Consider the following 25982-nt stretch of genomic DNA (forward strand, 5'->3'; position numbering starts at 1 on the left):
AACGGGTGCCGACCGCGTCCGGTGACGCCCAAACGGATAGGGTCACTCTCCGTGGACACGATCGACCTGAGCCTCGTGGAGCTGCTGCGGGGCAACGCCCGCCTGTCGTACGCCGAGCTGGCCCGGCAGGTCGGCCTCTCCGCCCCGGCCGTGCACGAGCGGGTCGGCAAGCTGGAGTCCAGCGGGGTGATCCGGGCCTACCGGGCCGAGGTCGAGCCGGAGGCGATCGGGCTCGGCGTGACCGCGCTGATCGGCATCATCGAGGACTCCGACGCGGACACCGACGACGTGCTCGACGCGTTCCGGCAGATCCCCGAGATCGAGTCCTGCTACTTCATGGCCGGCGTCGAGTCCTTCCTGCTCAAGGCCCGGGTGGGCACCATCGCCGAGTTGGAGCAGCTGATCGTCCGGCTCAACCGGACCCCGGGCGTCGCCTCCACCCGCACCGGCATCGCGCTGTCGACGAAGTGGGAGAACCGCCCGCAACCACTCGAACCGCCGCCCGCCTGACCGCCACCCCTGGCCCGGAGGCGGTGCGGACGGCTACGGTGCGCCGATGACGACCTCGGGGCGGGGCGCCGCCGTGGTGACCGGGGCGGCCGGCGGGCTGGGTCGGGCGACCGCCGCCGCGCTGCACGCCGACGGCTGGCGGGTGCTGCTCACCGACGTGGACGCCACGGCCGTGGCCGCCGCCGCCGAGCCGCTGGGCGGCTGGTCCCACCCCCTCGACGTACGCGACGAGGCCGCCTGCGCGGCGGTCGCCGCCGAGGCGGCGGACGCGCCGGGTGGCCTCGCTCTGTGGGTGAACAACGCCGGCATCCTGGTCACCGGCCCGTCCTGGGCGCACGACGCGCCGACCCGCCGACGGGTGGTCGAGGTGAACACGCTCGGCGCGATGAACGGCACCCAGGCGGCGCTGGCGGTCATGCGGCGGCAGGGCCACGGGCACGTGCTCAACATCGTCTCGCTGGCCGGGCTGATCGCCGCGCCCGGGGAGACGGTCTACGCGGCCAGCAAGCACGCGCTGCTGGCGTTCAGCCTCGGCACCCTGGCCGACCTGCGGATGGCGGGCGTCCGGGGCGTACACGTGTCCTGCCTGTGCCCGGACGGGATCTGGACGCCGATGCTGCACGACAAGCTGGACGACCCGGGCGCGCTCGCGTCCTTCACCGGCGCGCTGCTCACACCGGAACGGGTGGCCGCCCGGGCCGTACGGCTGGCCCGCCGGCCCCGCCCGGTGGTCAGCCTGCCGCGCTGGCGCGGCGCGCAGGTCCGTCTCCTCGACACCTTCCCCCGGTTGGCCCTGGCCCTCACCCCGGTGGTGCGGGCGGCGGGTCGGGCCGGCCAGCGGCGGCAGGCCCGCCGGGTCCCGGCCGATCCGAGCCCACCTCGCTTGTAACGTTGCCGGCGTGACTCATCTCGACCGGTGCGACGAGGCCAGCCGGCGCTGGGTGACCGAGGCGATCGCCGCGGTCGAGGCGGACGCCAACCGGTCCGCCGACACCCACCTGTTGCCCTTCCCGCTGCCGCGCGAGTGGGGGATCGACCTCTACCTCAAGGACGAGTCGGTGCACCCCACCGGATCGCTCAAGCACCGGCTGGCCCGCTCGCTGTTCCTCTACGGGCTGTGCAACGGCTGGATCGGCCCGGACACCACCGTCGTCGAGGCGTCGTCCGGTTCGACGGCGGTCTCCGAGGCCTACTTCGCGCGGATGCTCGGCCTGCCGTTCATCGCGGTCATGCCCGCCTCCACCTCGCCCGAGAAGATCGCCCAGATCGAGTTCCAGGGCGGGCGCTGCCACCTGGTCGAGGATCCGGGCAAGGTGGTGATCGAGGCGCGTTGGCTGGCCGAGGACGCCGGCGGCCACTACATGGACCAGTTCACCTACGCCGAGCGGGCCACCGACTGGCGGGGGAACAACAACATCGCCGAGTCGATCTACGCCCAGCTCGCGCTGGAACGGCACCCGGTGCCGGCCTGGGTCGTGGTGGGAGCCGGCACCGGCGGCACCAGCGCGACCATCGGCCGGTACGTCCGCTACCGCCGGCTGCCCACCAAGCTCTGTGTGGTGGACCCGGAGAACTCCGCGTTCTATCCCGCCTGGCAGGCCCGCGACTGGTCGGTACGCACCGACCGCGGCTCCCGGATCGAGGGCATCGGGCGGCCCGGCGTCGAGCCGTCCTTCCTGCCCAGTGTGGTCGACCGGATGGTCCAGGTGCCGGACGCCGCGTCGCTGGCCGCGATGCGGGCCGGCTCGACGGTGCTCGGCCGCCGGGTGGGCGGCTCCACCGGCACCAACCTCTGGGGCGCCTTCGGGCTGATCGCGGAGATGCGCGCCGCCGGCCGCACCGGCTCGGTGGTCACGCTGATCTGCGACCCGGGCGACCGCTACGTCGACACCTACTATTCCGACCGGTGGGTGGCCGCGCAGGGGCTCGACCTCGCCCCGCACCTGGCCACCATCGACCGGTTCCTGGCCGACGGCGTGTGGCCGGCCTGACCGCTCAGCGCGGGTCGGCCCGCTCGGCGAGCCCGGGATAGCGCACCACGAAGCCCTCCGGGTCGACCTCCAGCTCGGCGGTGAAGCCGTCGCCGGCGTACCGGACCCGGCCCGGACCGAGCGAGGTGTAGACCTGCTCGGCGGGGATCACGGCCAGGGAGGGCAGCAGCACCCACGCCACCTTCACGCCGGTGGCCAGGTCGGCGGGGAGCCGGCCCAGCCCGATCCGGCGGATCGGCAGCGTGTTGGTCAGCGGGGAGCCGCCCAGGTCGACGTCGAGCGCCTCGGCCAACCGGCCCGGGTCGTCCGTGCCGGGCAGGCCCGCCGTGGGATGCCCGGCCGCGCGCAGCGCCGCGTCCAGGTCACCCTCCTCACCGGTGCGCACGCGCCACCCGTCGCCGGCCCGCTCCAGGCGCACGCTCCGCGACCAGCCGGCGCCGTCGGCGTCGACCTCCAGCCGGCTGGTCGACCAGTCCGGCGCGAGCGTCAGGCGGTAGCGGCAGGTGTAGGGGATCGGGTCCACGGCCAGCGCCACACCGTGCGCGGTCAACCCCTGACGCTCGTCGAGCACGACGTGCTCGGAGCCGGCGGTGTCGGTCCGGACCCAGAAGAGCGACTTCGGCATGCTCCGGACGTTACGCGAGCCGGCCGGCACCGGCAGCGGATGCGCCAACGCCGCCGCCGAGCGGGTGCTCGACGGCGGCGTTCGCGGTGGTGTCGGTCGTCAGTGGGTGCGGGCCGGCGGGCGCCCGCCGAATCCGCGCCGGTCGTCGCGCGGCCGGTCGTCCCGACCCCGCCCCTCCGGCCGGAATCCGCCCCGACGCTCCGCCGACCGGAAGTCGCCCCGGTCGCCGTAGCGCCGTTCGCCCTGGCCGTCCCGGTCGCCGAAGCGCCGCTCGCCCTGCGGGCGGTCCTCGTGGCGGCGGTCGCCGAAGCCGTGCCCACCGCTCGGCCGGTCGTCACGCCGCCGGTCGGTGCGGGCGTCCCGGTCGTAACCGGGCCCGCCCGCCGGACGGTTCCGGTCGCCGCCGAACGGACGGTCGCCGCCGGCCCGGCCGCGCTCCGCCCGGTCGCCGAAGCGCCGGTCGTCGGACTGCCGGGCGCCGAACCGGTCGTCGGGCCGCCGATCGCCGAAGCGGCGGTCGTCGCGGGCGGGCCGGTCGCCGAAGCGCCGGTCGTCCCGACCCTCGGTCCGGTCGAAGCGGCGGTCACCGCCGAAGCCGCGCTCGCCGGTGGAGCGGTCGTCGTAGCGCCGCTCACCGGTCGGCCGGTCGCCGTAGCGTCGCTCGCCCGTGGGCCGGTCGCCGTAGCGTCGCTCGCCCCGCCCGTCCCGGTCGCCGGCACCGCGGTCGAAGCCGCGTCCGTCGCGATCGCTGCGGCCGAAGCCGCGCCCGTCGCGGTCGCCCCGGTCGAAGCCGCGTCCGTCCCGGTCGCCGAAGCGGCGCGGGCCGCCCCGCCGCGGCTCCGGCTCCTCCCGGACCGGCACGCCGCTGGGCTCGCGGGCGCCGGTCAGCTCGGCCAGCGCCGCGTCGCCCGCGCGGACCCGGGTCTGGGCCGGCTCGACGCCCGCCTTCTCCAGCATGGCCAGCGTGGTCCGGCGCTGCTTCGGCAGCACCAGCGTCGCCACCGCGCCCGACTCACCCGCCCGGGCGGTGCGGCCGGCCCGGTGCAGGTAGTCCTTCGGGTCCTTCGGCGGGTCCACGTGCAGCACCAGCGTGACGCCGTCGACGTGGATGCCGCGGGCCGCCACGTCGGTGGCGACCAGCACGTTCGTCCGGCCCTCGCGGAACTCGGCGAGCGTCTTGGTGCGCATCCGCTGGGTCTTGCCGCCGTGCAGCCCACCGGCCCGCACACCCACCGCGGCGAGCTGCTCGACCAGCCGGTCGACGCCCAGCTGGGTGCGGGCGAAGAACATGGTGCGTCCCTCGCGGGCGGCGATGGCCGCGGTGACCGCGAACTTGTCGTGCGGCGGGATCAGCAGCAGGTGGTGGTCCATGGTGGACACGGCGGCGGTCGCCGGGGCGGTCGAGTGGGTGACCGGGTCGGTCATGAACCGCTTGACCAGCGTGTCGACGTCGTTGTCCAGAGTGGCCGAGAAGAGCAGCCGCTGGGCGTCCGCCGGCGTCTTCGCCAGCAGTTCGGTGACCTCGGGCAGGAAGCCCATGTCGGCCATCTGGTCGGCCTCGTCCAGCACCGTGATCTCGACGTCGTCGAGCCGGCAGACGCCGCGCTGGATCAGGTCGCCGAGCCGGCCCGGAGTGGCCACCACGATCTCCACGCCGCGGCGCAGCGCATCGATCTGCCGGTCGTAGGGCACGCCGCCGACCGCGGTCTTGAGGAAGATGCCGACCGCCTTGCCGAGCGGCATCAGCGCGTCGTTGACCTGCATGGCCAGCTCACGGGTGGGCACCAGGACCAGCGCGCGGGGGTGCAGCGGCCGGGCCCGGTTGCGGTCGGCGAGCCGCGCGATCACCGGCAGGCCGAAGGCGAGCGTCTTGCCCGAGCCGGTCTGGCCCCGACCGAGCACGTCGCGGCCGGCGAGCGCGTCCGGCAGCGTGGCCCGCTGGATCTCGAACGGGGTGGTGATGCCCTGGCGGGCGAGCGCCTCGACCACCGGCCGGGGCAGGCCGAGGGAGGCGAAGTCGGTGACCTCGAGGATCGGGTCGGTGGACGGGGACGTGCCGGGGGCAGCGAAGGTGGTCAAGAAATGCCTTTCGAGCGGGGCGCATCTTCGCGATGGCCGCCGCGGCAGTCATGCCGTCGAATCGCCCGCAAGATCGCCCATGGGCGCGCAGTCGGTCGCGCCGGGTCAGTGATCCCGACAAGTGTACGGCGCTCCGCCGAACCGGCCACCTCGACGCGAGGTGGTAGTGGGCGGACTCACCCCCGGGGTCAGCCGGTCAGCCCGCTCAATGCGTCGTTGGCCAGGAAGACCACGAGCAGGCTGATCGCGATCAGCATGGTCAACGCGACGGCCAGCACGATGATGACCTTGGTGTTGCTGGCCCGGGTGGTCGGGGAGTCCTCGGCCCAGCCCTGGGCCAGGATGTGCCCGGTCAGCGAACCGGAGGTCTCCGTGGGACCGCCCTGCGGCAGCGAGACGGTGGCGAAGCCGGGGCCCTCGGTGCCGCCGTACACGGTCGAGGCCAGGTCCTGAACACCCGACTGCTGGCGCACCGGACGGGTCGGTGCGGCCTGGTGGGCGGCCGGCGGCGGCCAGGTCGGCAGCGCCGGCGCCGGCACCACCGGCGACGCGGCGGGTGGTGGCGGCGCCGACACGGGCGCGACGGCCCAGGCCGGCTGCGCGCCGGCCATGGCGGGCGGCGGCGGGAACGGCGGCGCGGGCATCGGGCCGGGCGGCGGCGGGGGCGGAGGTACGGCCGGCCCCGGCGGCGGCGTCGGCGGCCCGGGGAGCGGCGGGACCGGTCCGGGCGGGTTCGGCCCCGGAACGGGCGGCGCGGGCACCGGCGGCACCGGCGGCGCGGGCGTGGGCGCCGGGGGTGCGGGCAGCGGCGGCTCCGGACGCAGCGGCGGCTCCGGCTCGGGCCCGGGCGGCGCGGGCGAGGGAGGCGTCGGACCCGGTACCGGGGTCGGCGCCGGCTCGGGCTCCGGGCCGTGCGGTGTCGGGGGCTCCGCCGGCTCCGGCGGCTGTGCGGGCTCCGGCGGTTCCGGGTTGACCGGTCCCGCCCGGTAGATCCGCGCGGCGGCGGGAGCGGCCGCCACCGAGGCCGCGGCCTCGTCGGCCGAGACGGGACTCAGGCCGGGCACCGAGACGCTGGCCCGGGCGTGCGCGACGCCGGTCGCCGGCGGGGCGGTGGGGCCGGCGGGCGACGGGGCCGTGGGGCCGGCGGGCGGCGGGGCCGTGGCGGTGGGGCCGGCCGGCTCGGGCGACGGGTCGCGTCCGGCCGGCACCTCGGCGTCGGCGGAGGTGGCCGGTTCGGCCGGCCGGTCGGCGGCACCCCCGGCACCCGCCGGGCCGTCCCCCGCGCCCGGGCCGCCGGTCGGGGTCTCCGTCCGCGGCGCGGGCACCCGGGCCGAGGCGGAGGCCCGCGGTGGCGGGACGGCGGCGGGCGGGTCGTCGGGTGTGCCGGCCGGGTCGGCGGGCGGCTGGTCGGCCGACTCGGTGGGCGTGGCCGGGCGGTCGGCCGCCGCGAAGGCGGACCAGCTGGACGGCGGAACCGTCGCACCGGGGCGGCGCCGGTCCAGGGGCGGCGGCGCGTCCGCCGGGGCGCCGGCCCGGTAGGTGGTGGCGGTGGCCGGCGGCGCGGGCAGCTCCTCGTCCGGCGGCGGCACGGCCGAGCCGGCGACGCTCACCCGGGCCCGGGCGACGGCCACCTGGCCCGGCTGTGCCCGTTCTGCCTGGTCAACGGCGGGGTCGGGCGTGGATCCCGGGTGGACCGTCTCCGCCGGAACCTCGTTATCGCCCATCTCGCCCTCCGCACCCGCGCTCGGCCCCGACCATGGCGTCGGCCGGAACTGCCCGGATCTCACCGTGCCACATTCCGGCCCGGGAGCACAGCCGGAGTGGACGGTTGGGTCAGTCGGCGCTGCTCGGGCTGGCGGATCCGCTGCCGGACACGGTGCGCGACGGCGCGACGCTGCTCGTGCTCGGTTCCGCCGCGCTGCCGGTCGGCTCGGCCCCGGCGGTGCGGCTCGGCGTCGGGCTCGGCGAGTCGGACGGGCTGGCCGGCGGCGTGGTGCTGGTCGACGGCGTGGGCGACGGGCTGGAGGTGGTCGGCGTCGGCTTCGGCGTGTCGGTGGGCTTGGGCGAGCCGGTGGGCTTGGGCGAGCTGGTCGGCTTGGGCGTCGCCGTCTTCGTCGGCTTCGGCGTCGGGGTGGGTTTGGCCGGGGTGGTCGGCGCCGTCGGCACGGTCGGCGGCGGCACGGGCGTGGCCGGGGCGGGCACCGCGCCGACCACGCGGGTGGCGGCGTAGAGCCGGGACCAGCGGACCACCGAGATCTTGACGACGTCGCCGGTGCGCGGCGCCTCGACCATCTTGCCGTTGCCGACGTACATGGCGACGTGGTGGATGCTCGTCCAACTGCCGCTGGAGGCGAAGAAGAGCAGGTCACCGGGGAGGAGGGCGTTCGGGTCGACGGTGCGGGCGCGGGTCGCGAAGTATTGGTCCCGGGAGACCCGGGGCAGGCCGCGGTAGCCGGCCGACTGGTAGGAGGCGAGCACCAGGCCGGAGCAGTCGAAGCGGTCCGGTCCCTCGGCCGCCCAGAGGTAGGGGTCGCCGAGCTGGGCCAGCGCGTAGCGCACGGCGGCGAGCGCCCGCGGGTCGGCGACCATGCCGGCGATGCTCTGGTTGACCACGTACGAGTTGCCGAGCCGCTGCTCGGCCACGTCCTCGCGGCGCTCGATGTCCAGCAGCTTGGCGGCGTTGTCCCGGCGGAGCTTGAGCAGCGCCGCCTCCTGCTTGTGCAGGTCCGTCTCGACCTTGGTGTATTCCGCGGTCTTCTCGGTGACCCGCCGCTGGACCGCGTCGTGCGCCTCGCGGGCGACCTGCTCGGCGGTGGTGGCCCGGAGCAGCTCTCCGGTCACCGACGTGGTGGCCGCGCCCTCGGCCCGGTCGCCCCGGGTGATCCGCTGGAGGTTGGCGAACTCACGCAGGCTGCTGCCGAACTCGCCGGGCGGCAGCGCCGCGTCGGCCTTGACCGCGTCGGCGGCGGCGCTCTTGGCGTTGTCCCGGGCGCGCACGAGCGCGTCCTGCGCCTCCTTGAGCCGGCCGGCGGCGGCGGTCAGTTCGGTCTGCGCGGCGTCGCGCTCACCCTTGACCCGCAGGAGGTTGTCGCCGAGCTGGGCGACGAGCGCGTCAACCTGGTTGATCTGCGCGACGAGCGGGCCGTCGGCGGGATTGGTGACGCCGGTCGTGGCGCCCGGGAGGCCCGGGGTGCGGCCCGGGCCGGTGGCGCCGGGCAGGCCGGGAACGGCGCCGGGCTGGCCCGGAACCGCGCCGGGCGCGGTGGGCAACTGGAGCGTGCCGGTGACCTGAGGCCGGGAGCCGGTGCTGGGCACGGTGTCGGGGAGCGGGTCGGCCCAGGCGGGGGTGGCGAGCGCCGCGGCCGCGACCGCCCCCAGGAGGGCGGACCAGAGCGCCGGGCGCAGGACCGGTGAGATCACCGGCTGCCGACCTCGTCGCCGTCGGGCCTTGGTGCTGTCGACCATTCCGCTCCCCGTCCGGTCTGGTGCGCGCCACGCGTCGTGGGCGTGTTGGGACAGGACGGCCCCGGTGTGTGTTCCGCCCCACCCTGTCTTACCTCACCGACGCAGCGATGTCGATGTGCGGAGGGTGACGGGAGGTGAACCGGGTCGCTGCCGCCGACCGCGTGGGCGGTCCGTCCGACCCGCGACGTACGCTCGATCGGTACCCCAGGTGGAAGGACGTGGCTTTCGGATGGACGCCGGACTCAAGCGCGAGCTCGAAGCGAAGGTCTACGCGGGGGAGCGCCTGACCCGCGAGGACGGCATCGCCCTCTACGAGAGCGACGACCTGACCTGGCTGGGCCGGCTCGCCCACCACAGGCGTACGGAGCTCAACGGTGACCGGGTGATGTTCAACGTCAACCGCCACCTCAACCTGACCAACGTCTGCTCCGCGTCGTGCGCATACTGCTCGTTCCAGCGTAAGCCGGGCGAGAAGGACGCCTACACGATGCGGATCGACGAGGCGGTGCGCAAGGCCAAGGAGATGGAGGACGAGCAGCTCACCGAGCTGCACATCGTCAACGGCCTGCACCCGACGCTGCCCTGGCGTTACTACCCCAAGGTGCTGAGCGAGCTGAAGGCCGCGCTGCCGAAGGTCAACCTCAAGGCGTTCACCGCGACCGAGGTGCAGTGGTTCGAGAAGATCAGCGGGCTCACCGCCGACGCGATCCTCGACGAGCTGATGGACGCCGGCCTGGAGTCGCTCACCGGCGGCGGCGCGGAGATCTTCGACTGGGAGGTCCGGCAGCACATCGTCGACCACGCCTGCCACTGGGAGGACTGGTCGCGGATCCACCGGCTCGCCCACTCCAAGGGCATGAAGACCCCGTCGACGATGCTCTACGGCCACATCGAGGAGCCCCGGCACCGGGTCGACCACGTGCTGCGGCTGCGGGAGCTGCAGGACGAGACCGGCGGCTTCCAGGTCTTCATCCCGCTGCGCTACCAGCACGACTTCGTCGACTCGGCGGACGGGAAGATCCGCAACCGGATCCAGGCCAGCACCACGATGGCCTCGCCGGCCGAGTCGCTCAAGACCTTCGCGGTCTCCCGGCTGCTGTTCGACAACGTCCCGCACGTGAAGTGCTTCTGGGTCATGCACGGGCTCTCGGTGGCCCAGCTCTCGCTCAACTTCGGCGTGGACGACCTGGACGGCTCGGTCGTCGAATACAAGATCACTCACGACGCCGACTCGTACGGCACGCCGAACACCATGCACCGGGACGACCTGCTCCACCTGATCTGGGACGCCGGCTTCCGGCCGGTGGAGCGGAACACCCGCTACGAGACCGTCCGCGAGTACGACGCCGCGCCGTCGATGGCCGAGCGTCGCTCCGAGCCGCAGCAGGTCTGGGCCTGACCCGGCGATGAGCACGCCGGAGCAGCAGCGCGCGTTTCCCCGGCGGGACGCCGAGGGGCGCATCCTCACCCTCGGCGACCTGCTCGGGGTGACCCTCGCCGGCCTGGTGATCGGGCTGCTGGCGCTGCTGCTCTTCGAGTGGGCGTTCGCCACCGTGGGCGCCGGCGGTTTCGGGCGCACCAACGGGTGGCTGGCGGTGATCCTGCCGCTCTGGCTGTTCTGGGACGACTTCCGGGCGTGGGAGTTCGGCGCGGCCCGGGTGCTGGCCGCGCTGGTCGGCATCGCGGTCGGCGTCCTCGCCGGTCTGCTGGTGGCCGGGCTGGCCGCCGGCCTGCCGGCGCTGTTCACCGGCGCGCTGGCCGCGGCGGTGTTCACCGTGGTCTACGCGGTCATCTGGTTTCATGGCGTGCACTGGTTGGCCCGGCGGACGGGCTGAGGCGCGGAGAGAGTGGGAATTGCGGGCATGAGCGCGGCGGTCAAGTACACGCTGGGCCGGATCGGGCTGTTCGTCGCCGTGCTGGCAGCCCTCTGGTTCGTCGACATGAACATGTTCCTGCGGCTGATGCTGGCGTTGGTGTTCTCCGCCGCGCTGTCGTTCTTCCTGCTCAAGGGCTGGCGGGACCAGATGGCCGGGGAGATGGCCGACGCGTCGGAGCGTCGCCGCGCGGAGAAGGACCGGCTGCGGTCCGCGCTCGCCGGTGACGACCAGGCCGCGCCGGAGGGCGAGCGCCGGGACGGCTGACGCGCCGCCCGCCCGGAAACGGGGCAGCGGCTGCCCGACCCGGCCGCTAGGGTCAGCCGCCGTGAGTTTCCTGAACAAGATCGACGGATGGCGGACCAAGGTGTTCGTCTGGATCGGCCTGCCGGTGATCGCCGGCATCGGGCTGATGATGGGTGCGACCGACCTCCTGCCCACCTGGCAGGCGCACAACGGTGGCGGCACGGCGGGCACGTTCACCGCCGTGTACGAGGACTGCGGCCGGCGCAACTGCGAGTGGCGCGGCACCTTCGCCGCCGACCAGGGTGACGACCGGCGCGCCGACGTCATCCTCTACGACGCCCCGGACGGCCTCGCCGTGGGCGGCACCGCCCCGGCGCGCGACACCGGCGCCCGGGCCGGGGTCTTCTCCACCACCGGCGGGTCGACGTACCTGCTGGTCACCGGGCTGACCCTGGCCGGCGTCGCCGCGCTGGTGGCGTGGGTGGTGATCATCGTGCGGACGGTGCGCAACCGCCGCGCCAAGCCCGAGGGCGAGCCTGTCTCGTTCGCCCCGTCCCTCTGACAGCGACGCACCGGGGCCCGGCGCGGGGAACGCGCCGGGCCCCGGTCCGGGTCACCAGTTGGTCGAGCCCGGGACCACCGGCCACCGCCGGTCGGTCGGCTTGATCAGGTACGCGATGCCGCCGGAGCCGGAGGCCACCGTGCCGTTGGCCCGGTAGCGCTTGGTGCGCAGCCAGATCTGCTCGAACTGCTCGCGCTGGTAGACGTTGCGGACCGCCTCGTTGGAGGAGGACGCGGGGTCGTTGACGATCACGTCACCGTCGGCGGTGAAGCCGACGATCACGAACAGGTGCCCGGAGGTGCCGTAGTTGGCCCCGTCCAGCTCGCTGGCCAGGAACGACTGCGAGGTGACCACCGGGATGCCGGCCTTGATGAAGCGCTCGGCCTCGTCCAGCGAGTGCAGCCGGGTGACCCGCCCCTCCAGCCCGGGGAAGCTCGCCGCGTACGCGGTGTTGAACGGCCAGTTGCCCGCGCCCTCGTACTCGTGGTCGTAGGTCATCCGGGCGGCGTGGTCGACGGTCGGGTCGGGGTAGGAGGGGTCGACCCAGGCGGTGTCCTCGGCCGAGGGCTTGCGACCCCAGTACTCGACCACCATCTCGGTGGAGGTGGGGGAGCACCACGCCTCGCCGCCGCCGTCGTACTCCGGGTACTCCCCGATGTGGACGTTCTGCGAGTAGCGCGGCACGGCCAGTTCGGTGCCCCAGGCGATGCCGCCCCGGCTCGGGGTGACGGTGAACCGGTCCGGCACGTTCGAGGCCATCGCGCCGACCATCCGGACCTGCGGCGCGGCGGCCTGCCCCGGCGCGCGGTAGAGGGTCAGCCGGAGCTGGTACGAGCGCAGCAGCACCCCTGCCGCAGCGTCGTCGATCGAGAACGTGTCGGTCCAGATGCTCGACCAGGGGTCACCCTGACCGTCCAGCGTGGCGCGTTTGATGTCCTGGTCGCCGGAGGCCCAGCGGCCCATGACGTACCACGGGGTCTGCGCGCCGGTGTTGTAGGTGCCGTGCAGCTCGACCTGGATCCAGGTGCCGGTCGGGGTGCTGGCGTTCCACGACGCGACCAGTTCGGTGGCGTCGAACCCGATCCGCCGCTCCGGCGAGGTCCAGGTGGCGTACTCCCAGGTCCGGGTCGTGCCGGTGTGTTCGTCGGTGAACTCGGTCGTGCCGGCGGGCCGGGCGATGGTCAGCGCGGGGTGGCGGCCCGGGACGGCCCGGGTGCCCTGGTGGGAACCGCCGCGCCAGTCGGGGTAGCGGGAGAACTCCTGGAACGTGATCTGTTCGTCGTGGGTGACACCCGGCCGGTGGCCGTGCGCCTGGGCGGGCGCGGTGGTGCCGAGGAGAGTGAGCGCGGTGAGGCCGGCGAGGGCGACCGCGCGCAGGGGTCTTCCGAACATGGCAGCTCCACAGGGAAACGGCATCGTTGCCGTTCACTGTCGCGCTTGGCGGGAAGTTTCGCCAGATGTTCAGGCATGGAAAATCATTGCCGGCGTGACGATCCGGTCGGGATGCCCCCACAAAGAGACAGATGTTGATATGACCATGTGACTCCTGGTGAAGTGTGCGGACAACGGGATCTCCCGTACCCCCAGGAGGTTGTCGATGGCCTTCCGCACATCCCCGCTCCGCCGCCGGCTGGCGCTCGCCGCCGCCGTCGGCCTGACCCTCGTCACCGCGGCCGCCGGACCGGCCGCCGCCCGCCCGGCCCCGGAGCGGTCCGGTGAACCAGCCGCCGTCGCCTACCGGGTGCTCGGCCCGCGTACCGTCGCCGACCGCAGCGCGGTCGCCCGCACCGGCGCCGCGATCGACTACTCCGAGCACGGTGTGCTGCACGTCACGGCCACCAGCGCCGAGGCCGCCGCGATCAACCGGCTCGGCTTCCGGCTGGAGGAGGACGTCGCGCCGGCACCGGCCGGCGGCGCGACCGCGTACGCCTTCCCGCCCGCCGACTCCAACTACCACGACTACGCCGAGCTGACCACGGTGGTGAACCAGGTGGTCGCCGACCACCCGAGCATCGCCCGCAAGCTCAGCATCGGCACCTCCTACCAGGGCCGGGACCTGATGGCGGTGAAGATCTCCGACAACGTCGGCACCGACGAGAGCGAACCGGAGATCCTCTTCAACGCCCAGCAGCACGCCCGCGAGCACCTGACCGTCGAGATGGCGATCTACCTGCTCAACCTGTTCACCGACAACTACGGCACCGACTCCCGGATCACCAACATCGTCAACTCCCGGGAGATCTGGATCGTCCCCACGGTCAACCCGGACGGCAGCGAGTACGACATCGCCACCGGCTCCTACCGCTCCTGGCGGAAGAACCGGCAGCCCAACAGCGGCTCCTCGTACGTCGGCACCGACCTGAACCGCAACTGGAGCTACCAGTGGGGCTGCTGCGGCGGCTCGTCCAGCTCGAAGTCGTCGGACACCTACCGCGGCCCGTCCGCCTTCTCCGCCCCGGAGACGGCGGCGCTGCGCAACTTCGTCAACGGCCGGGTCGTCGGCGGCGTGCAGCAGATCAAGGCGAACATCGACTTCCACACCTACTCGCAGCTGGTGCTCTGGCCGTACGGCTACACGTACAGCAACACCGCCACCGGGATGAACGCCGACCAGTACAACACCTTCGCCACCATCGGTCGGCAGATGGCGGCGACCAACGGCTACACCCCGGAGCAGTCCAGCGACCTCTACATCGCCGACGGCACCAGCATCGACTGGATGTGGGGCGCCCACAAGATCTGGGCGTACACCTTCGAGATGTACCCCGGCTCGGCCTCCGGCGGCGGCTTCTACCCGCCCGACGAGGTGATCCCGGCGCAGACCTCGCGTAACCGCGAGGCCGTGCTGCTGCTGTCCGAGTACGCCGACTGCCCGTACCGGGCGATCAACAAGCAGAGCCAGTACTGCTGACCTCACCACGAGGTGGGGATCCCGGTTCCACCCCCGCCGGGGTCCCCACCCACCCCGCCCGTCCGGACGATCTCCGCTGCTCGTGCGCTACCGTGGCACCGACCGTGCCACAGCGAAGCCGGTGCGAAACCGGCGCTGTCCCGCAACTGTGATGCCCCGTACGCGCGGCGTCGGCCTCCCGCCGGCGCCGACGGACGTGGGACGAGCCAGGTCGCCTGCGGCCCGGTCGCGACACGCGCTCTCGAGGAAGGGCGCCTCGCGGACGGGCCTTCCCTCCTGTCGGCGAAGCACCACGCTCCTCGACCGACAGGAGGATCGATGTCCCGACGTACCCCCCGGCTCTTCGCCGCCGCGCTCGCGGCCGGCGCGCTGCTGCTCGGCGGCTGCGCCGAGAAGACCGCCACCGACACCCCCGCCGCCGGCGGCTCCGGTGGCGCCTTCCCGGTCAGCGTGGGCAACCTGACGCTGGAGAAGCGACCCGAGAAGATCGTCTCGCTCTCGCCGACCTCGACCGAGATGCTCTTCGCCATCGGCGCGGGCAAGCAGGTCACCGCCGTCGACGACCAGTCGAACTACCCGGCGGACGCGCCGAAGAGCGACCTCTCCGGCTACCAGCCCAACGCCGAGGCGATCGCCGGCAGGAACCCCGATCTCGTGGTGATCGCCAACGACACCAACAAGATCGCCAGCCAGCTCGTGGCGTTGAAGATCCCGGTGCTGCTCGCCCCGGCGGCGAGCACGCTCGACGACACCTACCGGCAGCTCACCGACCTGGGCAAGCTCACCGGCCACCCGGCCGAGGCGGACGCCGTGGTGCGCAGGATGAAGGACGACATCACCGCGCTCACCAAGGACCTGCCCAAGCGCGCCGAGAAGCTGACCTACTACCACGAGCTGGGTCCCGAGCTGTACAGCGCGACCAGCAAGACCTTCATCGGCACCATCTACGCGCTCGCCGGCCTGGAGAACATCGCCGACCCGGCCGACGCCGACGGGAAGAACGGCGGCTACCCGCAGCTGTCCCAGGAGGTCATCGTCAAGGCGAACCCCGACTTCGTCTTCCTCGCCGACACCAAGTGCTGCCAGCAGAACGCGGACACGGTCAAGGCGCGCAGCGGCTGGGGCGGCGTCACCGCGGTGAAGAACAACCAGATCGTGGCGCTGGACGACGACATCGCGTCGCGCTGGGGGCCCCGCGTGGTCGACCTGCTCAAGGTGATCGTCGACGCCACCGCCAAGGTCCCGGCCTGACCGTGGCCCTGCGACCGGTGGACGCCGTGCCGGCCGGGACGCCCGACGCGTCCCGGCCGGGCGGCCGGCTGCCCCGACCCGGCCGAGGCGGACCACGACCCGGCGCGGTGGCGGCTCCGGCCCGGCCGGCCGGGCTGCGCAAGCGGTGGCTGCTCGCCGGCTTCGCCGCGGTCCTGGTCGCGCTGGTGGCCGGTGTCTCGCTCGGCCCGGTCAACCTGCCGCCCGGCAGCGTCGCGGCCGAACTGCTCAACCTGCTGCCCGGCGTGCACCTGGACAGCGGGCTCACCGAGCGGGAGGTCGCCATCGTCACCGAGCTGCGGCTGCCCCGGGTCGTGCTCGGCCTGCTCGTCGGCGCGCTGCTCGCCCTGGCCGGCGGCTGCTACCAGGGCGTCTTCCGCAACCCGCTGGCCGACCCGTACCTGCTCGGGGTCGCCGCCGGGGCCGGGTTCGCGGTCACCGTGGCGATCGTGCTCGGCGCCGGGGCCGGCGGCGCGCTGACCGGGCTGCCGGTCACCATCCCGCTCGCCGCGTTCGTCGGCTCGCTCGGCGCGGTCGTGCTGACGTACCTGCTCGGCGCGGCCGGCGGGCGGGACCGCTCACCGGCCGCCCTGATCCTGGCCGGGGTGGCGGTCTCGGCGTTCTTCTCCGCCGGGCAGACCTACCTGCTGCAACAGCACTCCGACACCATCCAGCAGGTCTACTCCTGGCTGCTCGGCCGGCTCGCCACCGCCGGCTGGCACGACGTACGGCTGGTCCTGCCCTACTTCGCGCTCACCGCCGTGGTGGTGCTGCTGCACCGGCGCGAGCTGGACGTGCTCTCCGTCGGCGACGACGAGGCCAGCAGCCTCGGGCTGCACCCGCAGCGCTCCCGCTACCTGCTGATCGCCGCCGCCTCGCTCGGCACCGCCGCCGCCGTGTCCGCGTCCGGCCTGATCGGCTTCGTCGGCATCATCGTGCCGCACACCGTCCGGCTGCTCGCCGGCGCCAGCCACCGGGTGATCCTGCCGCTGTCGATGCTCTTCGGCGGCGCGTTCCTGGCCCTGACCGACGTGGTCGCCCGCACCGCAGCCGCCCCCGCCGAGATCCCGATCGGCGTGGTCACCGCCGTGCTCGGCGGACCGTTCTTCGTCCTCATCCTGCGTACCGCCCGTCGGGTGGGCCAGTGAGCGCGAGGAGTGAGCCGGGTTTGCGAGCCCCGCAGTCGCGAACGGAAGGTGGCTCTGTGAGCGCGAGGAGTGAGCCGGGCTCGCGAGCCGAGCCCGCCGCCGCGGTGCGGGTCCGGGACCTGCGGGTCGAGCTGGGCGGCAGCCCGATCCTGGCCGGCGTCGACCTGACCGTCGCGGTGGGCGAGTGGGTCACCGTCATCGGACCCAACGGCGCCGGCAAGTCCACCCTGCTGCGCGCCGTCGGCGGTCTGCTCACCGGCGCGGGCGAGGTCGCCCTCTTCGGTACGCCGATCCGCGCGCTGCGTCGCCGTGACCGGGCCCGGGTGGTGGCCACCGTGGCGCAGTCCCCGGTGGTGCCGGCCGGCATGTCGGTCTTCGACTACGTGCTGCTGGGCCGCACCCCGTACATCCCGCCGCTGGGCCGCGAGTCGGCCGCCGACCTCGCCGCCGTCCACGACGTGCTGGACGGGCTGGACCTGGGTGGATTCGGCCGGCGTGAGCTGGCCACCCTCTCCGGCGGGGAGCGGCAGCGGGTCTTCCTGGCCCGGGCCCTGGCCCAGGGCGCCACGCTGCTGCTGCTCGACGAGCCGACCAGCGCGTTGGACATCGGGCACCAGCAGGAGGTGCTGGAACTGGTCGACCAGCTCCGCCGCGAGCACGACCTGACCGTGCTCGCCACCATGCACGACCTCTCCGTCGCCGGCGAGTACGCCGACCGCCTGGTGCTGCTCGCCGACGGTCGGGTGGCCGCCGCCGGCCCACCCGAGGAGGTGCTCACCGAGGACCTCCTGGGCCTCCACTACCGCGCCCACGTCCGCGTCCTCCCCGGCCCGCACGGGCCGCACGTGGTCCCGCTCCGCCGGCGGTAGAAGGAAGGGCCCCTTCTTAACGCCTCCAGTAGAGGAAGGGCCCCCTTTTAACGCCACCTGTTAAGAAGGGGCCCCTCCTTACACGGGGGCGGTCAGCGGAGGGTGGAGACGGAGAAGAGGGCGCCCTGGGGGTCGCGGAGGGCGGCGCTACGGCCGGCCGGGTTGTCGCGGGGCGGGACGAGGATCGTGCCGCCCAGCTCGGTGGCCCGGGCCGCGGTGGCGTCGGCGTCCGCCACCGCGAAGTAGACCGTCCAGTACGCCGGCAGGTCGGCCGGCAGCGGCTCGGCCTGCGGCAGCATGCCGGCGACGATGCGGGCGCCGCAGCGCCACCCGACGTAGGCGACCGGCCCGGTCGGTCGCTCCTCGGGATGCCAGCCGAAGACCAGCGCGTAGAACTCCCGCGCGCCCTCCGGGTCGGGCGTGACCAGTTCGTTCCAGCACATGGCACCGGGCACGTTGAACAGCTCCGCCCCGCGCATCGCCATCGGCTGCCAGACGCTGAACACCGCGCCCGCCGGGTCGGCGAGCACCGCCATCCGGCCCTGCCCGGCGACGTCGAACGGGGAGACCACCACCTGCCCGCCGGCCGCCTCGACCCGGGTGGCCACCAGGTCGGCGTCGTCGGTCGCCACGTACGTCGACCAGATCGGCACCTGGTCCGGCGTGGCGGGCGGTCCGGCGCCGGCGACGGCCTTGCCGTCCTTGAGGAAGACCGTGTAGCCGCCGGCGTCCGGTTCGGTCGAGACCCGTCCGGTCCAGCCGAACAGCTGCGGGTAGAACCGTCTCGCGTCCTCCAGGCCGGGGGTGGCCAGGTCGGTCCAGCAGGGCGTGCCGGGCTCGACGCCGTTCACGGTTGCCCCCTCTCGCCGGGGCGGCCCCCACTGGCCCGCCTGCCGGCATCGTGGCACCGTCGGATCGACCCTCGGGCCGGAACCGGACAAAAGGTCAGCTGAAGCGGCGACCCTCGTCCCGCCGGTAGGCCCAACCGGCCACCGCGGCGAGCGCCACCACCCAGACCACCAGCATCACCAGCGCCCGGGGATCGGGCTGCCAGTCGGTGACGGCCGCCCACATCAGCTCGACGGCGCCCCGGGTCGGCAGGTAGGGGGCGATCGCCTTGATGAAACCGGGTGCGTCGTCCGGCCCGGAGAGCAGGCCGCCGCCGAAGGCGAGTGGGAAGAAGACCACCTGTGCCACCACGATCGCCGCCTTGCTCGGCAGCGAGTAGCCGATCGAGAGGCCGAGCAGCGTGAACGGCACCGAGATCACGGCGACGGCGCCGAGCCCGAGCAGGAACTGCGGCGCGGTCACCCGGGCCGCGGTCGCCACCGCGGCGATCACCACCACCGGGACCATCGACAGGTACGTCAGCACCAGGCCGGCCAGGATTCGCCCGGCCAGCCGCGGCGCCGGCCCGGCCGGCAGGGTCCGGGTGTACGGGTTCCAGGGCTGATCGCGATCCTCGGAGACACCCACGCCGTACTGGAAGATGTTGGCGGTCATCACGGCGAACGTGACCATGGCGGCGGTGGCGTAGCTGGCCCCGGTGGGGTCGTCGCCGGCGAACGGCACCACGAAGAAGAGCATCGAGGCGGCGGGGAAGAACGCACTCCCCACCACGGCCACCGGGACCCGGAGGATCTCCATCAGCTGGTAGCGGGCGTGGACGAGGGCGAGCGGCACGGCGGTCTCCTAGACGGCGGGGGTGGGCGCGGGCCGGTCGTCGGCGGTGATGGCGAGGAACGCCTCCTCCAGCGAGGTGGGGCGGACCTCCAGGTCGCGGAACGCCACGCCGGTGGTGACCAGGTCCCGGACGAGCTGGTCGGCGTCGGCGGTGAGCAGGTGGACGCGCCCGTCGACGCGTTCGGTGGCGACCACCCCGGGCAACGCCGGCAGGTCGTCGGCGACCAGGCTGACCCGGCGCACGCCGACGATGCCGCGGATCGCCGCCACCGAGTCGTCGGCGAGCACCCGGCCGTGGCCGATCACCACCACCCGCTGCGCGAGCGCCTCCACCTCCTCCAGGTAGTGGCTGCTCAGCAGCACCGTGCCGCCCTCGGCGTGGAAGCCCCGGATCGCCTCCCAGAGCGCGTGCCGCGCCTCCACGTCCAACCCGGTGGTCGGCTCGTCCAGCACCACCAGCCGAGGCCGGCCGACGAACGCCAGCGCCACCGCCAGCCGGCGTCGCTGGCCGCCGGAGAGACCGCCGGTCTGCCGGCGCACCTGGTCGGTGAGGCCGAAGCGGTCGAGCAGCTCGCCCCGGGGCACCGGGTCGGGGAAGTGCGCGGAGACGAAGTCGACCACCTCGCCGACCCGCAACGTGCCGGGCAGGCCGGTCTCCTGCGGGGTCACGCCGAGCTGCCGTCGGCTCGCCGGGTCGCGGGGGTCGCCGCCGAGCAGTTCGACCCGGCCGGCGGTGGGGCGGCGCAGCCCCACCAGCAGGTTGATCAGCGTGCTCTTGCCGGCGCCGTTCGGGCCGAGCAGGCCGACCAGCTCCCCGGCCCGGACGGTCAGGTCGACCCGGTCCAGCGCCAGCACCTCGCCGTAGCGGCGGCTCACCTGTTCGGCGTGGGCCAGGATCATCGGCGGACTCCTCGGGCGAAGGAACGTGCCTTCTCTGTCTACCGTGTGCACGCCAGTCGCACCGCCCCCTGCCGGGGTGTGCGCATCACCTAGTCTGGTGGCGCCGTCGAGGGCGACGGTGGTTTCCGACCGGACACTGGGGAGGGTCTGTGACCAGTCCGAGCAGGAATCTCGACGTCCAGCCGGAGGCGCTGACGGCGTTCGCCGCCGCCTCCCGGGACCGGGCCACCCGCTTCCGCGAGCTGCACCGGTTGTTCGGCGACGGGCACGTGGCCCGGCACTCCTTCGGCGTGATGCCCGCGTCGTTCAGCCTCGCCGCCGCGTACACCGAGCAGTTCGAGGCCTGCCTGGAGGGGTTGGCGGACGGCGCCGAGGTGATGGCCGACATCGCCGAGGGGCTGACCGACACCGCCGCCGCCTACACCGGCACGGACGTGGCGACCACCGACATGTTCACGCCGGGCGCCTGAGGGGGCGGGATGAGCACCGAGGCGCTCCAGCGCAACAAGACCTACTTCGAGCAGATCGTGTCGGGCACACCCGATCCGTTCAAGCCGCTCTCCAACGCGGTGCTCTGGCCGTTCGAGCAGCTGCTGGAGCTGGTCGCCGGTGAGCCGGACGACCTGATGCGGGCGGCACAGCTGGCGCTGACCACCGGCGAGGCGGTCCGGCAGATCGCGGGTGACCAGGTCGCCGACCGGGCCCGCCTGCGCGGCGCCTGGGACGGCGACGCGGCGGAGAAGTTCCACGCCTCGATGGAATCCGTCGAGCAGGCGATCGAGGAGCTGGCCAAGGGGCTGGACGGCACCAAGGAGGTGCTGGTCGACGCCGCGAACGCGGCGGTCGACGCGTTCAACCTGCTGGTCGAGCTGATCCTCGAGTTCCTGCTCTGGTTCCTCACCGAGGTCATCATCGCCGCGGTGGCGGCGGCGCTGAGCGCCGGCGTGACGCTGGCCGCCACCGTCGTCCGGGTGCTGGCCAGGCTGGCCACCACCGTCGGTCGCATGGTCAAGATCGTGGCCCGGTTCGCGGAGATCCTCACCAAGCTGGTCACCAAGCTGGAGAAGGTCGCCGAGCTGCTCACCCGCTACCGCAAGCTGGTGATGGAGCTGCGCAAGGCCAAGAAGGCGTACAAGGCGTGGAACAAGTCCGGCTACACGAAGGAGGCGTTCGCGTTCAAGATGAAGCGCACCGCCATCCTGTTCCCGGGCAAGTTCGCGATCAACCAGGCGTCCCCGGTGAACATCCCGGGCATCGGCGGCGCGCTGCTCGACACCGGGGTGGGCCTGCACGACGTCTCCGACGGCCACAAGGACCGCAACTACCTGGTGGACGGCACCTACCGCGAGGACCTCGGCCCGTACACCAAGGGCGTGCAGAACGTGTTCGACTCGATCGTGAACTGAGAGGCAGCCATGACGTTCCCGGCCCTGGACCGGATCGAGGCGCTGGCCCGCAACCTGGACGGGTGGCAGCGTGAGCTCGGCGCGCGGATGGCCGAGCTGGAGCAGAGCAGCGCCGAGGGCGTGAGCGACTCCGGCCTGGTCACCGTCGTGGCCGCCGCCGACGGCAGGATCCTCTCCACCGAGATCAACGCGCGGGCCATGCGCTTCGACTCCTACACGTTGGCCGAGGAGTTGACCGCCGCGGCGAACCGCGCGCAGGAGGCCGCCGCCGCGCGGGTGCGCGAGATCGTCGGCGAGGTGATGGGCAACGCACCGGCCGCGGAGCGCCGCACCGACGACGGCTACGACCACGACCGATACTGAGCCGATGGACGAGACCAGATACCGCGAGCGGATCGACCGGCTCGTCGAGCCGGGCGAGCACGTGCTGGCCCACGCCAAGGCCGATGTCGGCGGAGGGCTGACCCCGCCACCGCCGCCGGAGCCGTCGCCCACCGCCGGGGCCGGCCGGCGGACCGTCGGGTCCGTGCTGCTCAACGTCCTCCTGCCACTGGCCACCTGGGACCGTGGCGACCGCCTGGTCGACCTCGTCGGCTGGGGGATCGCCGGTCGCGGCGCCGCCGGCTCGACCGCCTCCCGCCTGCACCGGGCGATCAATCCGCCCCGCCCGGACGGCGCGGTCCGGGAGACCCTGCTCGCGGTCACCGACCGGCGGCTGCTGGTCTGCCGCACCGGCCCGGTGGCGTTGCTCGGCGGGCGCGATGCCGAGGAGCGGGCACTGGCCGAGACCGAGGTGGCGTGGTCGGCCGCGCGGTCGCAGGTCGCCTCCGCCCGGGTGGGCTGGCACCGGCTCAACCCGAAGCGGCTGCGGATCGATTTCGCCGACGGATCCTGGCTGTCGTTCACCGTGCCGATCGCGGAGTCGGGTCGCCCGCTGCGCGGGGTCGCCGCCGCGCTGTCGGCCTGACCGCTCCGGGACGCGGTCGCCCGACGCCCGTCGGGCCGACGGACGCCGGTCGGCTGACCGATGCCGGTCGGGCTGAGCGATGCCGGTCGGGCCGACGGACGCCGGTCGGGCTGAGCGACGCCGGTCGGGCTGAGCGACGCGGCCGGCAGCCACGGGCGCGGGTGACCGACGTCAGGCGACTCAGCCGGCCAGCGGCGCGGGCAGCGGCTCGCGGTGCAGCACCGCCAGCCCGGAGACGGCCCGGGTCAGCACCACGTAGAGGCGGTGCAGGCCGCGCGGCTCGGCGGCCACGATCGCGGCCGGCTCGACGACCACGACGTGGTCGTACTCCAGGCCCTTGACCAGCGTCGCCGGGACCACGGTGACCCGCGCCGCGGCCTCGACGTCGTCGGCGGTCGCGGTCTCGACGCCCGCCTCGGCGAGGGCCGCGCGGAGGGCGTCCACGGTGGAGTCGGCGGCGATCACACCGACCGAGCCGTCGTGCGCGAGCGCCGCCCGCACCTCGGCCACCGTCGCGGCCGTCAGGTCCTCGGCGGTACGCACGTCGAGCGCGCCGTCGTGGCGCAGCGACCGGGCCGGGGGTACGTCGACGGCGAGCGCGGGCAGCAGCCTGTTCGCGAACGCCACCACGGCGGCCGGCACCCGGAAGCCCACGCTCAGCGGCACCACCGCCGCGTCCGGCTTGCCCAGGTGCGCCAGGGAGTCCCGCCAGTCGGTGGCCGCCCACGGCGCGGTGCCCTGGGCCAGGTCGCCGAGGAGCGTGATCGAGCCGTGCTCGCTGCGCCGGGCGATGGCCCGGCACTGCATCGGGGAGAGGTCCTGCGCCTCGTCGACCACCACGTGCCCGAAGCCGGCGGGCCGCTCCAGCAGCCCGGCCACCTCGTCGACGAGCACCGCGTCCGCGGCGGTCCACCGGGTCGCCTTCGCGGTCCGCGCCACCTTCCCGGAGCGGAACAGCTCCTGTTCCGCTCCGGTGAGCAGGCCGTCGGCGGCGGCGGCGAGCGCGTCGGCGTCGGTGCGCAGCCGGTGCAGCAGCCCCTCCGGGGTGAGCGCCGGCCAGACCGCGTCGAGCAGATCGGTGACCGGCTTGATCCGGCTCATCCGGCGCAGCCAGGCGTCGCTCGGTGACTCCGCCCGGCGTGCCTCGGCCTGGCGTTGCAGCAGTCCCACCACCCGGGCCCGGACCCGTTCCCGGCCGACGGCGTAGGGCAGTCCCTCCTGCCGCGTCTCGGCGACCAGCCGGTGCAGCGGGTCGAGCCCGATCCGCCACCGGAACGAGCCGTCCGAGACCATGATCGGCTCGGTCGGCGTACCGATGTGGGCGTCGACGGCACGGCGCAGCACCTCGGCCATCCGCACGTCGTGCTTGAGCGTCGCGGCGGCCGGGTCATCGACCGCGCGGACCGGCACCCGGGCGACCAGGTCCTCGACCGTGGCCTGCTCGACCTCGACCTCGCCGAGCGCGGGCAGCACCGCCGCGATGTACGACAGGAACGCCCGGTTCGGCCCGACGATCAGTACGCCGGACCGGCGCAGCCGCTCCCGGTGCAGATAGAGCAGGTACGCGGCGCGGTGCAGCCCGACCGCCGTCTTCCCGGTGCCCGGCGCGCCCTGGACGCAGATCGAGTCGGCCAGGTCGGCCCGGACCAGCTCGTCCTGCTCGGGCTGGATGGTGGCGACGATGTCCCGCATCGGGCCGACGCGGGGGCGTTCGATCTCGGCGGTGAGGATCCGGCTGGCGGTGCCGAGTTCCTCACCCCGGTCCAGGTGCTCGTCCTCGAAGCTGGTGAGCACGCCGGCGCTGAACCCGAACCGGCGGCGCACCGCGACGCCCTGCGGGTCGCGGGCGCTGGCCCGGTAGAACGACCGGGAGACCGGGGCCCGCCAGTCCAGCACCAGCGGCTCGCCCCGCTCGTCGGTGACGTGCCGCCGCCCGACGTGGTAGTCCCGCCCCGCGTGGTCCGGGTCCGTCTCGCCGAAGTCGAGCCGCCCGAAGAAGAGCGGGGTGGTGGGGTCGTCGGCCAGCTCCTTGACCCGGCGGGCCATGTGCCGACCGAGCTGCTCGGCGGTGTAGGCGTCGCCGGCCACCTTGTCGCCGGTGGCGAAGAGCGCCTCGGCGCGTTCCCGCATCCGGCGCAACGCGGCGCGGGACGTGTCCAGGTGGGCGCGCTCGGCGGCCAGATCGGCGTCGAGGGTCGTGGCGTCTTCCAGTTCTGTTGCGGGCACTGTGAACTCCCAAGGCTCAACATGATGCTCGCTCGCGTGTCCGGGGCGGTTGGCCTGCTCCCGGCGCGGGGACGTCCGCTGCGGTGCGTGCTCACCGCGGCCGTCGGGCGGCCGTCCACGTTACGGCCCTCCAGCCGCCGGCGCCACCGAATTACGGCTGATGAAAGGTGGCATGATGCCCGGACTGCGGTTCGTTCATCGCCAGGTTGATCTTCCGGTAGGTCCACCGCCCGCCGTCCGGCGCGAAGTAGAGGGCGGTGTTCCACCAGGCGCCGTCGTCGTGCAGCAGTGAGCCGCAGAAGAGGTGGACGGCGTGCTCCCGGGCGAGTGCCGCCAGCCGGGAGATGCCCCGTTCGAGAGCGTGGAGGTCGAGACGCGCCAGGGGGGACAGGTCCGGGGCGTACCCGGAGAGTGCACCCTCGGGCAGGAGCACGATGTCGCCGGGCCGGGCGGTGGCCACGACCTGGGCGATGCCGGTCAGGTTGCGGGCCACGTCCCAACCGGTGGGGACCTGGCCGATGACGACGGACGTCCGCATGGTCGGTGCCCTTTCGACGGTGATCGGACAGCCTAGGCGGCGCTGTGCCGGGGCGTCGTCCCCGAATGTCGGCGGGGACGTGCGGACGGCAATCATGGAGGCATGACGGAGGCGCGGCCCGAGCGGCGCCGGGTGACGATCAGCGACCCGCAGGTGATGCGGGCGCTCGCGCACCCGGCCCGAATGGCGATCATGGAACACCTCAGCGCGGTGGAGGGCGGTGTGACCGCCACCGAGTGCGCCGAGATCGCCGGCCTGTCGCCGAGCGCGACCAGTTACCACCTGCGCGAGCTGGCGAAGTTCGGCCTGGTCCGGGAGGCGCCGGGTCGAGGCGACGCACGGGAGCGGGTGTGGGAGGCGGTCAACGCGTCGTACTCGGTCGACGCGGGGCCGGACGCCGACCCGGACACCCGGGCGGCCGAGGCGGCGCTGGTCGAGGCGCACCTGGTGCGCGACGCCCAGCGGGTCCGGGACTGGCTGCGCCGCGCGCCGGACGAGCCGCGCGAGTGGTACGAGGCGACCTGGCTCAGCGACAGCGTGCTGCTGCTGACTTCGGAGGAGTTGGTCGAGGTCAACCAGGCGATCCAGGCGCTGATCGCGCCCTATCGGCAGCGGGCCCGGACCGATCCGCCGGCTGGGGTTCGCAAGGTCGCGATGCAGTACCGGGCGATGCCGATCGACTGAGCCTGGGTCTTGCGCGCGGCAGGTGTGAA

The 25982-nt window shown here is 73.9% G+C and carries 25 protein-coding genes, 1 pseudogene and 1 riboswitch; of the genes and pseudogenes, 16 read left to right on the top strand and 10 right to left on the bottom strand.

What is annotated here, in order from left to right:
- Positions 1-51 precede the first annotated feature (51 nt).
- From ACN27B_RS11415 to ACN27B_RS11425, 3 genes are read left to right on the top strand one after another with little or no spacing between them, the layout of a single operon-like run.
- Entirely contained in the window at positions 52-510 is a 459-nt protein-coding gene (locus tag ACN27B_RS11415; RefSeq protein WP_091565250.1) for an Lrp/AsnC family transcriptional regulator, read from the top strand.
- Between the two features lie 46 nt (positions 511-556).
- Positions 557-1399, top strand: coding sequence for an SDR family oxidoreductase (locus tag ACN27B_RS11420; protein WP_099162951.1), 843 nt, complete (start codon positions 557-559; stop codon positions 1397-1399).
- Between the two features lie 10 nt (positions 1400-1409).
- Positions 1410-2501, top strand: coding sequence for a PLP-dependent cysteine synthase family protein (locus ACN27B_RS11425; protein ID WP_098744057.1), 1092 nt, complete (start codon positions 1410-1412; stop codon positions 2499-2501).
- A gap of 4 nt (positions 2502-2505) precedes the next feature.
- Here ACN27B_RS11425 and ACN27B_RS11430 read toward each other — a convergent pair whose 3' ends face one another.
- The 4 genes from ACN27B_RS11430 to ACN27B_RS11445 form a co-directional block, all read right to left on the bottom strand.
- Positions 2506-3126, bottom strand: coding sequence for a putative glycolipid-binding domain-containing protein (locus tag ACN27B_RS11430; protein ID WP_099164820.1), 621 nt, complete (start codon positions 3124-3126; stop codon positions 2506-2508).
- 99 nt (positions 3127-3225) lie between these two features.
- Positions 3226-5205, bottom strand: a complete 1980-nt coding sequence (locus ACN27B_RS11435; RefSeq protein WP_396820905.1) for a DEAD/DEAH box helicase — start codon at positions 5203-5205, stop codon at positions 3226-3228.
- Positions 5206-5393: 188 nt separating this feature from the next.
- Positions 5394-6836, bottom strand: coding sequence for a hypothetical protein (locus ACN27B_RS11440; RefSeq protein WP_422744864.1), 1443 nt, complete (start codon positions 6834-6836; stop codon positions 5394-5396).
- 202 nt (positions 6837-7038) lie between these two features.
- The gene (locus ACN27B_RS11445; protein WP_172967868.1) at positions 7039-8670 is read right to left on the bottom strand and encodes a C40 family peptidase; all 1632 of its coding nucleotides are present in this window, start codon (positions 8668-8670) and stop codon (positions 7039-7041) included.
- A gap of 229 nt (positions 8671-8899) precedes the next feature.
- On the opposite strand from ACN27B_RS11445, the gene mqnE reads away from it, so the two are divergent.
- From mqnE to ACN27B_RS11465, 4 genes are all read left to right on the top strand, one after another.
- Positions 8900-10069 carry an aminofutalosine synthase MqnE gene (mqnE, locus tag ACN27B_RS11450; RefSeq protein WP_099162948.1) on the top strand — a complete coding sequence of 390 codons (1170 nt, stop codon included), beginning with the start codon at positions 8900-8902 and terminating at the stop codon, positions 10067-10069.
- A gap of 7 nt (positions 10070-10076) precedes the next feature.
- A complete protein-coding gene (locus ACN27B_RS11455; RefSeq protein WP_099162947.1) occupies positions 10077-10505 on the top strand; it encodes a hypothetical protein in 429 nt (142 codons plus the stop codon).
- 27 nt (positions 10506-10532) lie between these two features.
- Positions 10533-10811 (top strand): DUF4229 domain-containing protein, encoded by a 279-nt coding sequence (locus ACN27B_RS11460; protein WP_098744053.1) that lies wholly within the window; start codon positions 10533-10535, stop codon positions 10809-10811.
- A 61-nt stretch (positions 10812-10872) separates the two neighbouring features.
- Positions 10873-11352, top strand: a complete 480-nt coding sequence (locus tag ACN27B_RS11465; RefSeq protein ID WP_099162946.1) for a hypothetical protein — start codon at positions 10873-10875, stop codon at positions 11350-11352.
- 51 nt (positions 11353-11403) lie between these two features.
- Here the strand turns inward: ACN27B_RS11465 and ACN27B_RS11470 are convergent, their stop codons facing one another.
- Entirely contained in the window at positions 11404-12744 is a 1341-nt protein-coding gene (locus ACN27B_RS11470; RefSeq protein ID WP_422744868.1) for a C39 family peptidase, read from the bottom strand.
- 205 nt (positions 12745-12949) lie between these two features.
- Here ACN27B_RS11470 and ACN27B_RS11475 point away from each other — a divergent pair.
- The 4 genes and pseudogenes from ACN27B_RS11475 to ACN27B_RS11490 form a co-directional block, all read left to right on the top strand.
- Positions 12950-14260 (top strand): annotated as a pseudogene (locus ACN27B_RS11475) (M14 family metallopeptidase); the annotation flags it as partial.
- Positions 14261-14380: 120 nt separating this feature from the next.
- Positions 14381-14474: riboswitch (cobalamin riboswitch) on the top strand.
- A 107-nt stretch (positions 14475-14581) separates the two neighbouring features.
- Positions 14582-15514 (top strand): ABC transporter substrate-binding protein, encoded by a 933-nt coding sequence (locus ACN27B_RS11480; protein ID WP_099162943.1) that lies wholly within the window; start codon positions 14582-14584, stop codon positions 15512-15514.
- A 68-nt stretch (positions 15515-15582) separates the two neighbouring features.
- The gene (locus ACN27B_RS11485) at positions 15583-16680 is read left to right on the top strand and encodes a FecCD family ABC transporter permease (protein ID WP_099164818.1); all 1098 of its coding nucleotides are present in this window, start codon (positions 15583-15585) and stop codon (positions 16678-16680) included.
- Positions 16681-16784: 104 nt separating this feature from the next.
- A complete protein-coding gene (locus tag ACN27B_RS11490; RefSeq protein WP_422745923.1) occupies positions 16785-17549 on the top strand; it encodes an ABC transporter ATP-binding protein in 765 nt (254 codons plus the stop codon).
- A gap of 92 nt (positions 17550-17641) precedes the next feature.
- Here ACN27B_RS11490 and ACN27B_RS11495 read toward each other — a convergent pair whose 3' ends face one another.
- The 3 genes from ACN27B_RS11495 to ACN27B_RS11505 form a co-directional block, all read right to left on the bottom strand.
- Positions 17642-18400 (bottom strand): VOC family protein, encoded by a 759-nt coding sequence (locus tag ACN27B_RS11495; RefSeq protein WP_422744871.1) that lies wholly within the window; start codon positions 18398-18400, stop codon positions 17642-17644.
- A 94-nt stretch (positions 18401-18494) separates the two neighbouring features.
- On the bottom strand, positions 18495-19232 hold the full coding sequence (locus ACN27B_RS11500) for an ABC transporter permease (protein ID WP_091565198.1): 738 nt from the start codon (positions 19230-19232) through the stop codon (positions 18495-18497).
- A 9-nt stretch (positions 19233-19241) separates the two neighbouring features.
- Entirely contained in the window at positions 19242-20132 is an 891-nt protein-coding gene (locus ACN27B_RS11505; protein ID WP_422744873.1) for an ABC transporter ATP-binding protein, read from the bottom strand.
- 149 nt (positions 20133-20281) lie between these two features.
- On the opposite strand from ACN27B_RS11505, the gene ACN27B_RS11510 reads away from it, so the two are divergent.
- The 4 genes from ACN27B_RS11510 to ACN27B_RS11525 are packed head-to-tail and all read left to right on the top strand — an operon-like array spanning position 20282 to position 22505.
- Positions 20282-20602, top strand: a complete 321-nt coding sequence (locus tag ACN27B_RS11510) for a type VII secretion target (protein ID WP_422744875.1) — start codon at positions 20282-20284, stop codon at positions 20600-20602.
- A 9-nt stretch (positions 20603-20611) separates the two neighbouring features.
- Positions 20612-21538 carry a WXG100 family type VII secretion target gene (locus tag ACN27B_RS11515; protein ID WP_422744877.1) on the top strand — a complete coding sequence of 309 codons (927 nt, stop codon included), beginning with the start codon at positions 20612-20614 and terminating at the stop codon, positions 21536-21538.
- Between the two features lie 9 nt (positions 21539-21547).
- Complete coding sequence (locus tag ACN27B_RS11520) at positions 21548-21901, top strand: YbaB/EbfC family nucleoid-associated protein (RefSeq protein WP_099162937.1); 354 nt, start codon at positions 21548-21550, stop codon at positions 21899-21901.
- A 4-nt stretch (positions 21902-21905) separates the two neighbouring features.
- The gene (locus ACN27B_RS11525) at positions 21906-22505 is read left to right on the top strand and encodes a hypothetical protein (protein ID WP_099162936.1); all 600 of its coding nucleotides are present in this window, start codon (positions 21906-21908) and stop codon (positions 22503-22505) included.
- Positions 22506-22685: 180 nt separating this feature from the next.
- On the opposite strand, the gene ACN27B_RS11530 is transcribed toward ACN27B_RS11525, so the two are convergent.
- Complete coding sequence (locus tag ACN27B_RS11530; RefSeq protein ID WP_422744880.1) at positions 22686-24731, bottom strand: HelD family protein; 2046 nt, start codon at positions 24729-24731, stop codon at positions 22686-22688.
- 151 nt (positions 24732-24882) lie between these two features.
- Positions 24883-25269 (bottom strand): nitrilase-related carbon-nitrogen hydrolase, encoded by a 387-nt coding sequence (locus ACN27B_RS11535; protein WP_422744882.1) that lies wholly within the window; start codon positions 25267-25269, stop codon positions 24883-24885.
- 102 nt (positions 25270-25371) lie between these two features.
- Here ACN27B_RS11535 and ACN27B_RS11540 point away from each other — a divergent pair, with 102 nt between their 5' ends.
- A complete protein-coding gene (locus tag ACN27B_RS11540) occupies positions 25372-25953 on the top strand; it encodes an ArsR/SmtB family transcription factor (RefSeq protein WP_396820891.1) in 582 nt (193 codons plus the stop codon).
- The last annotated feature ends 29 nt before the right edge of the window (positions 25954-25982 follow it).

The sequence above is a fragment of the Micromonospora sp. WMMD754 genome, assembly GCF_049315235.1.
GTDB lineage: Bacteria > Actinomycetota > Actinomycetes > Mycobacteriales > Micromonosporaceae > Micromonospora > Micromonospora sediminicola.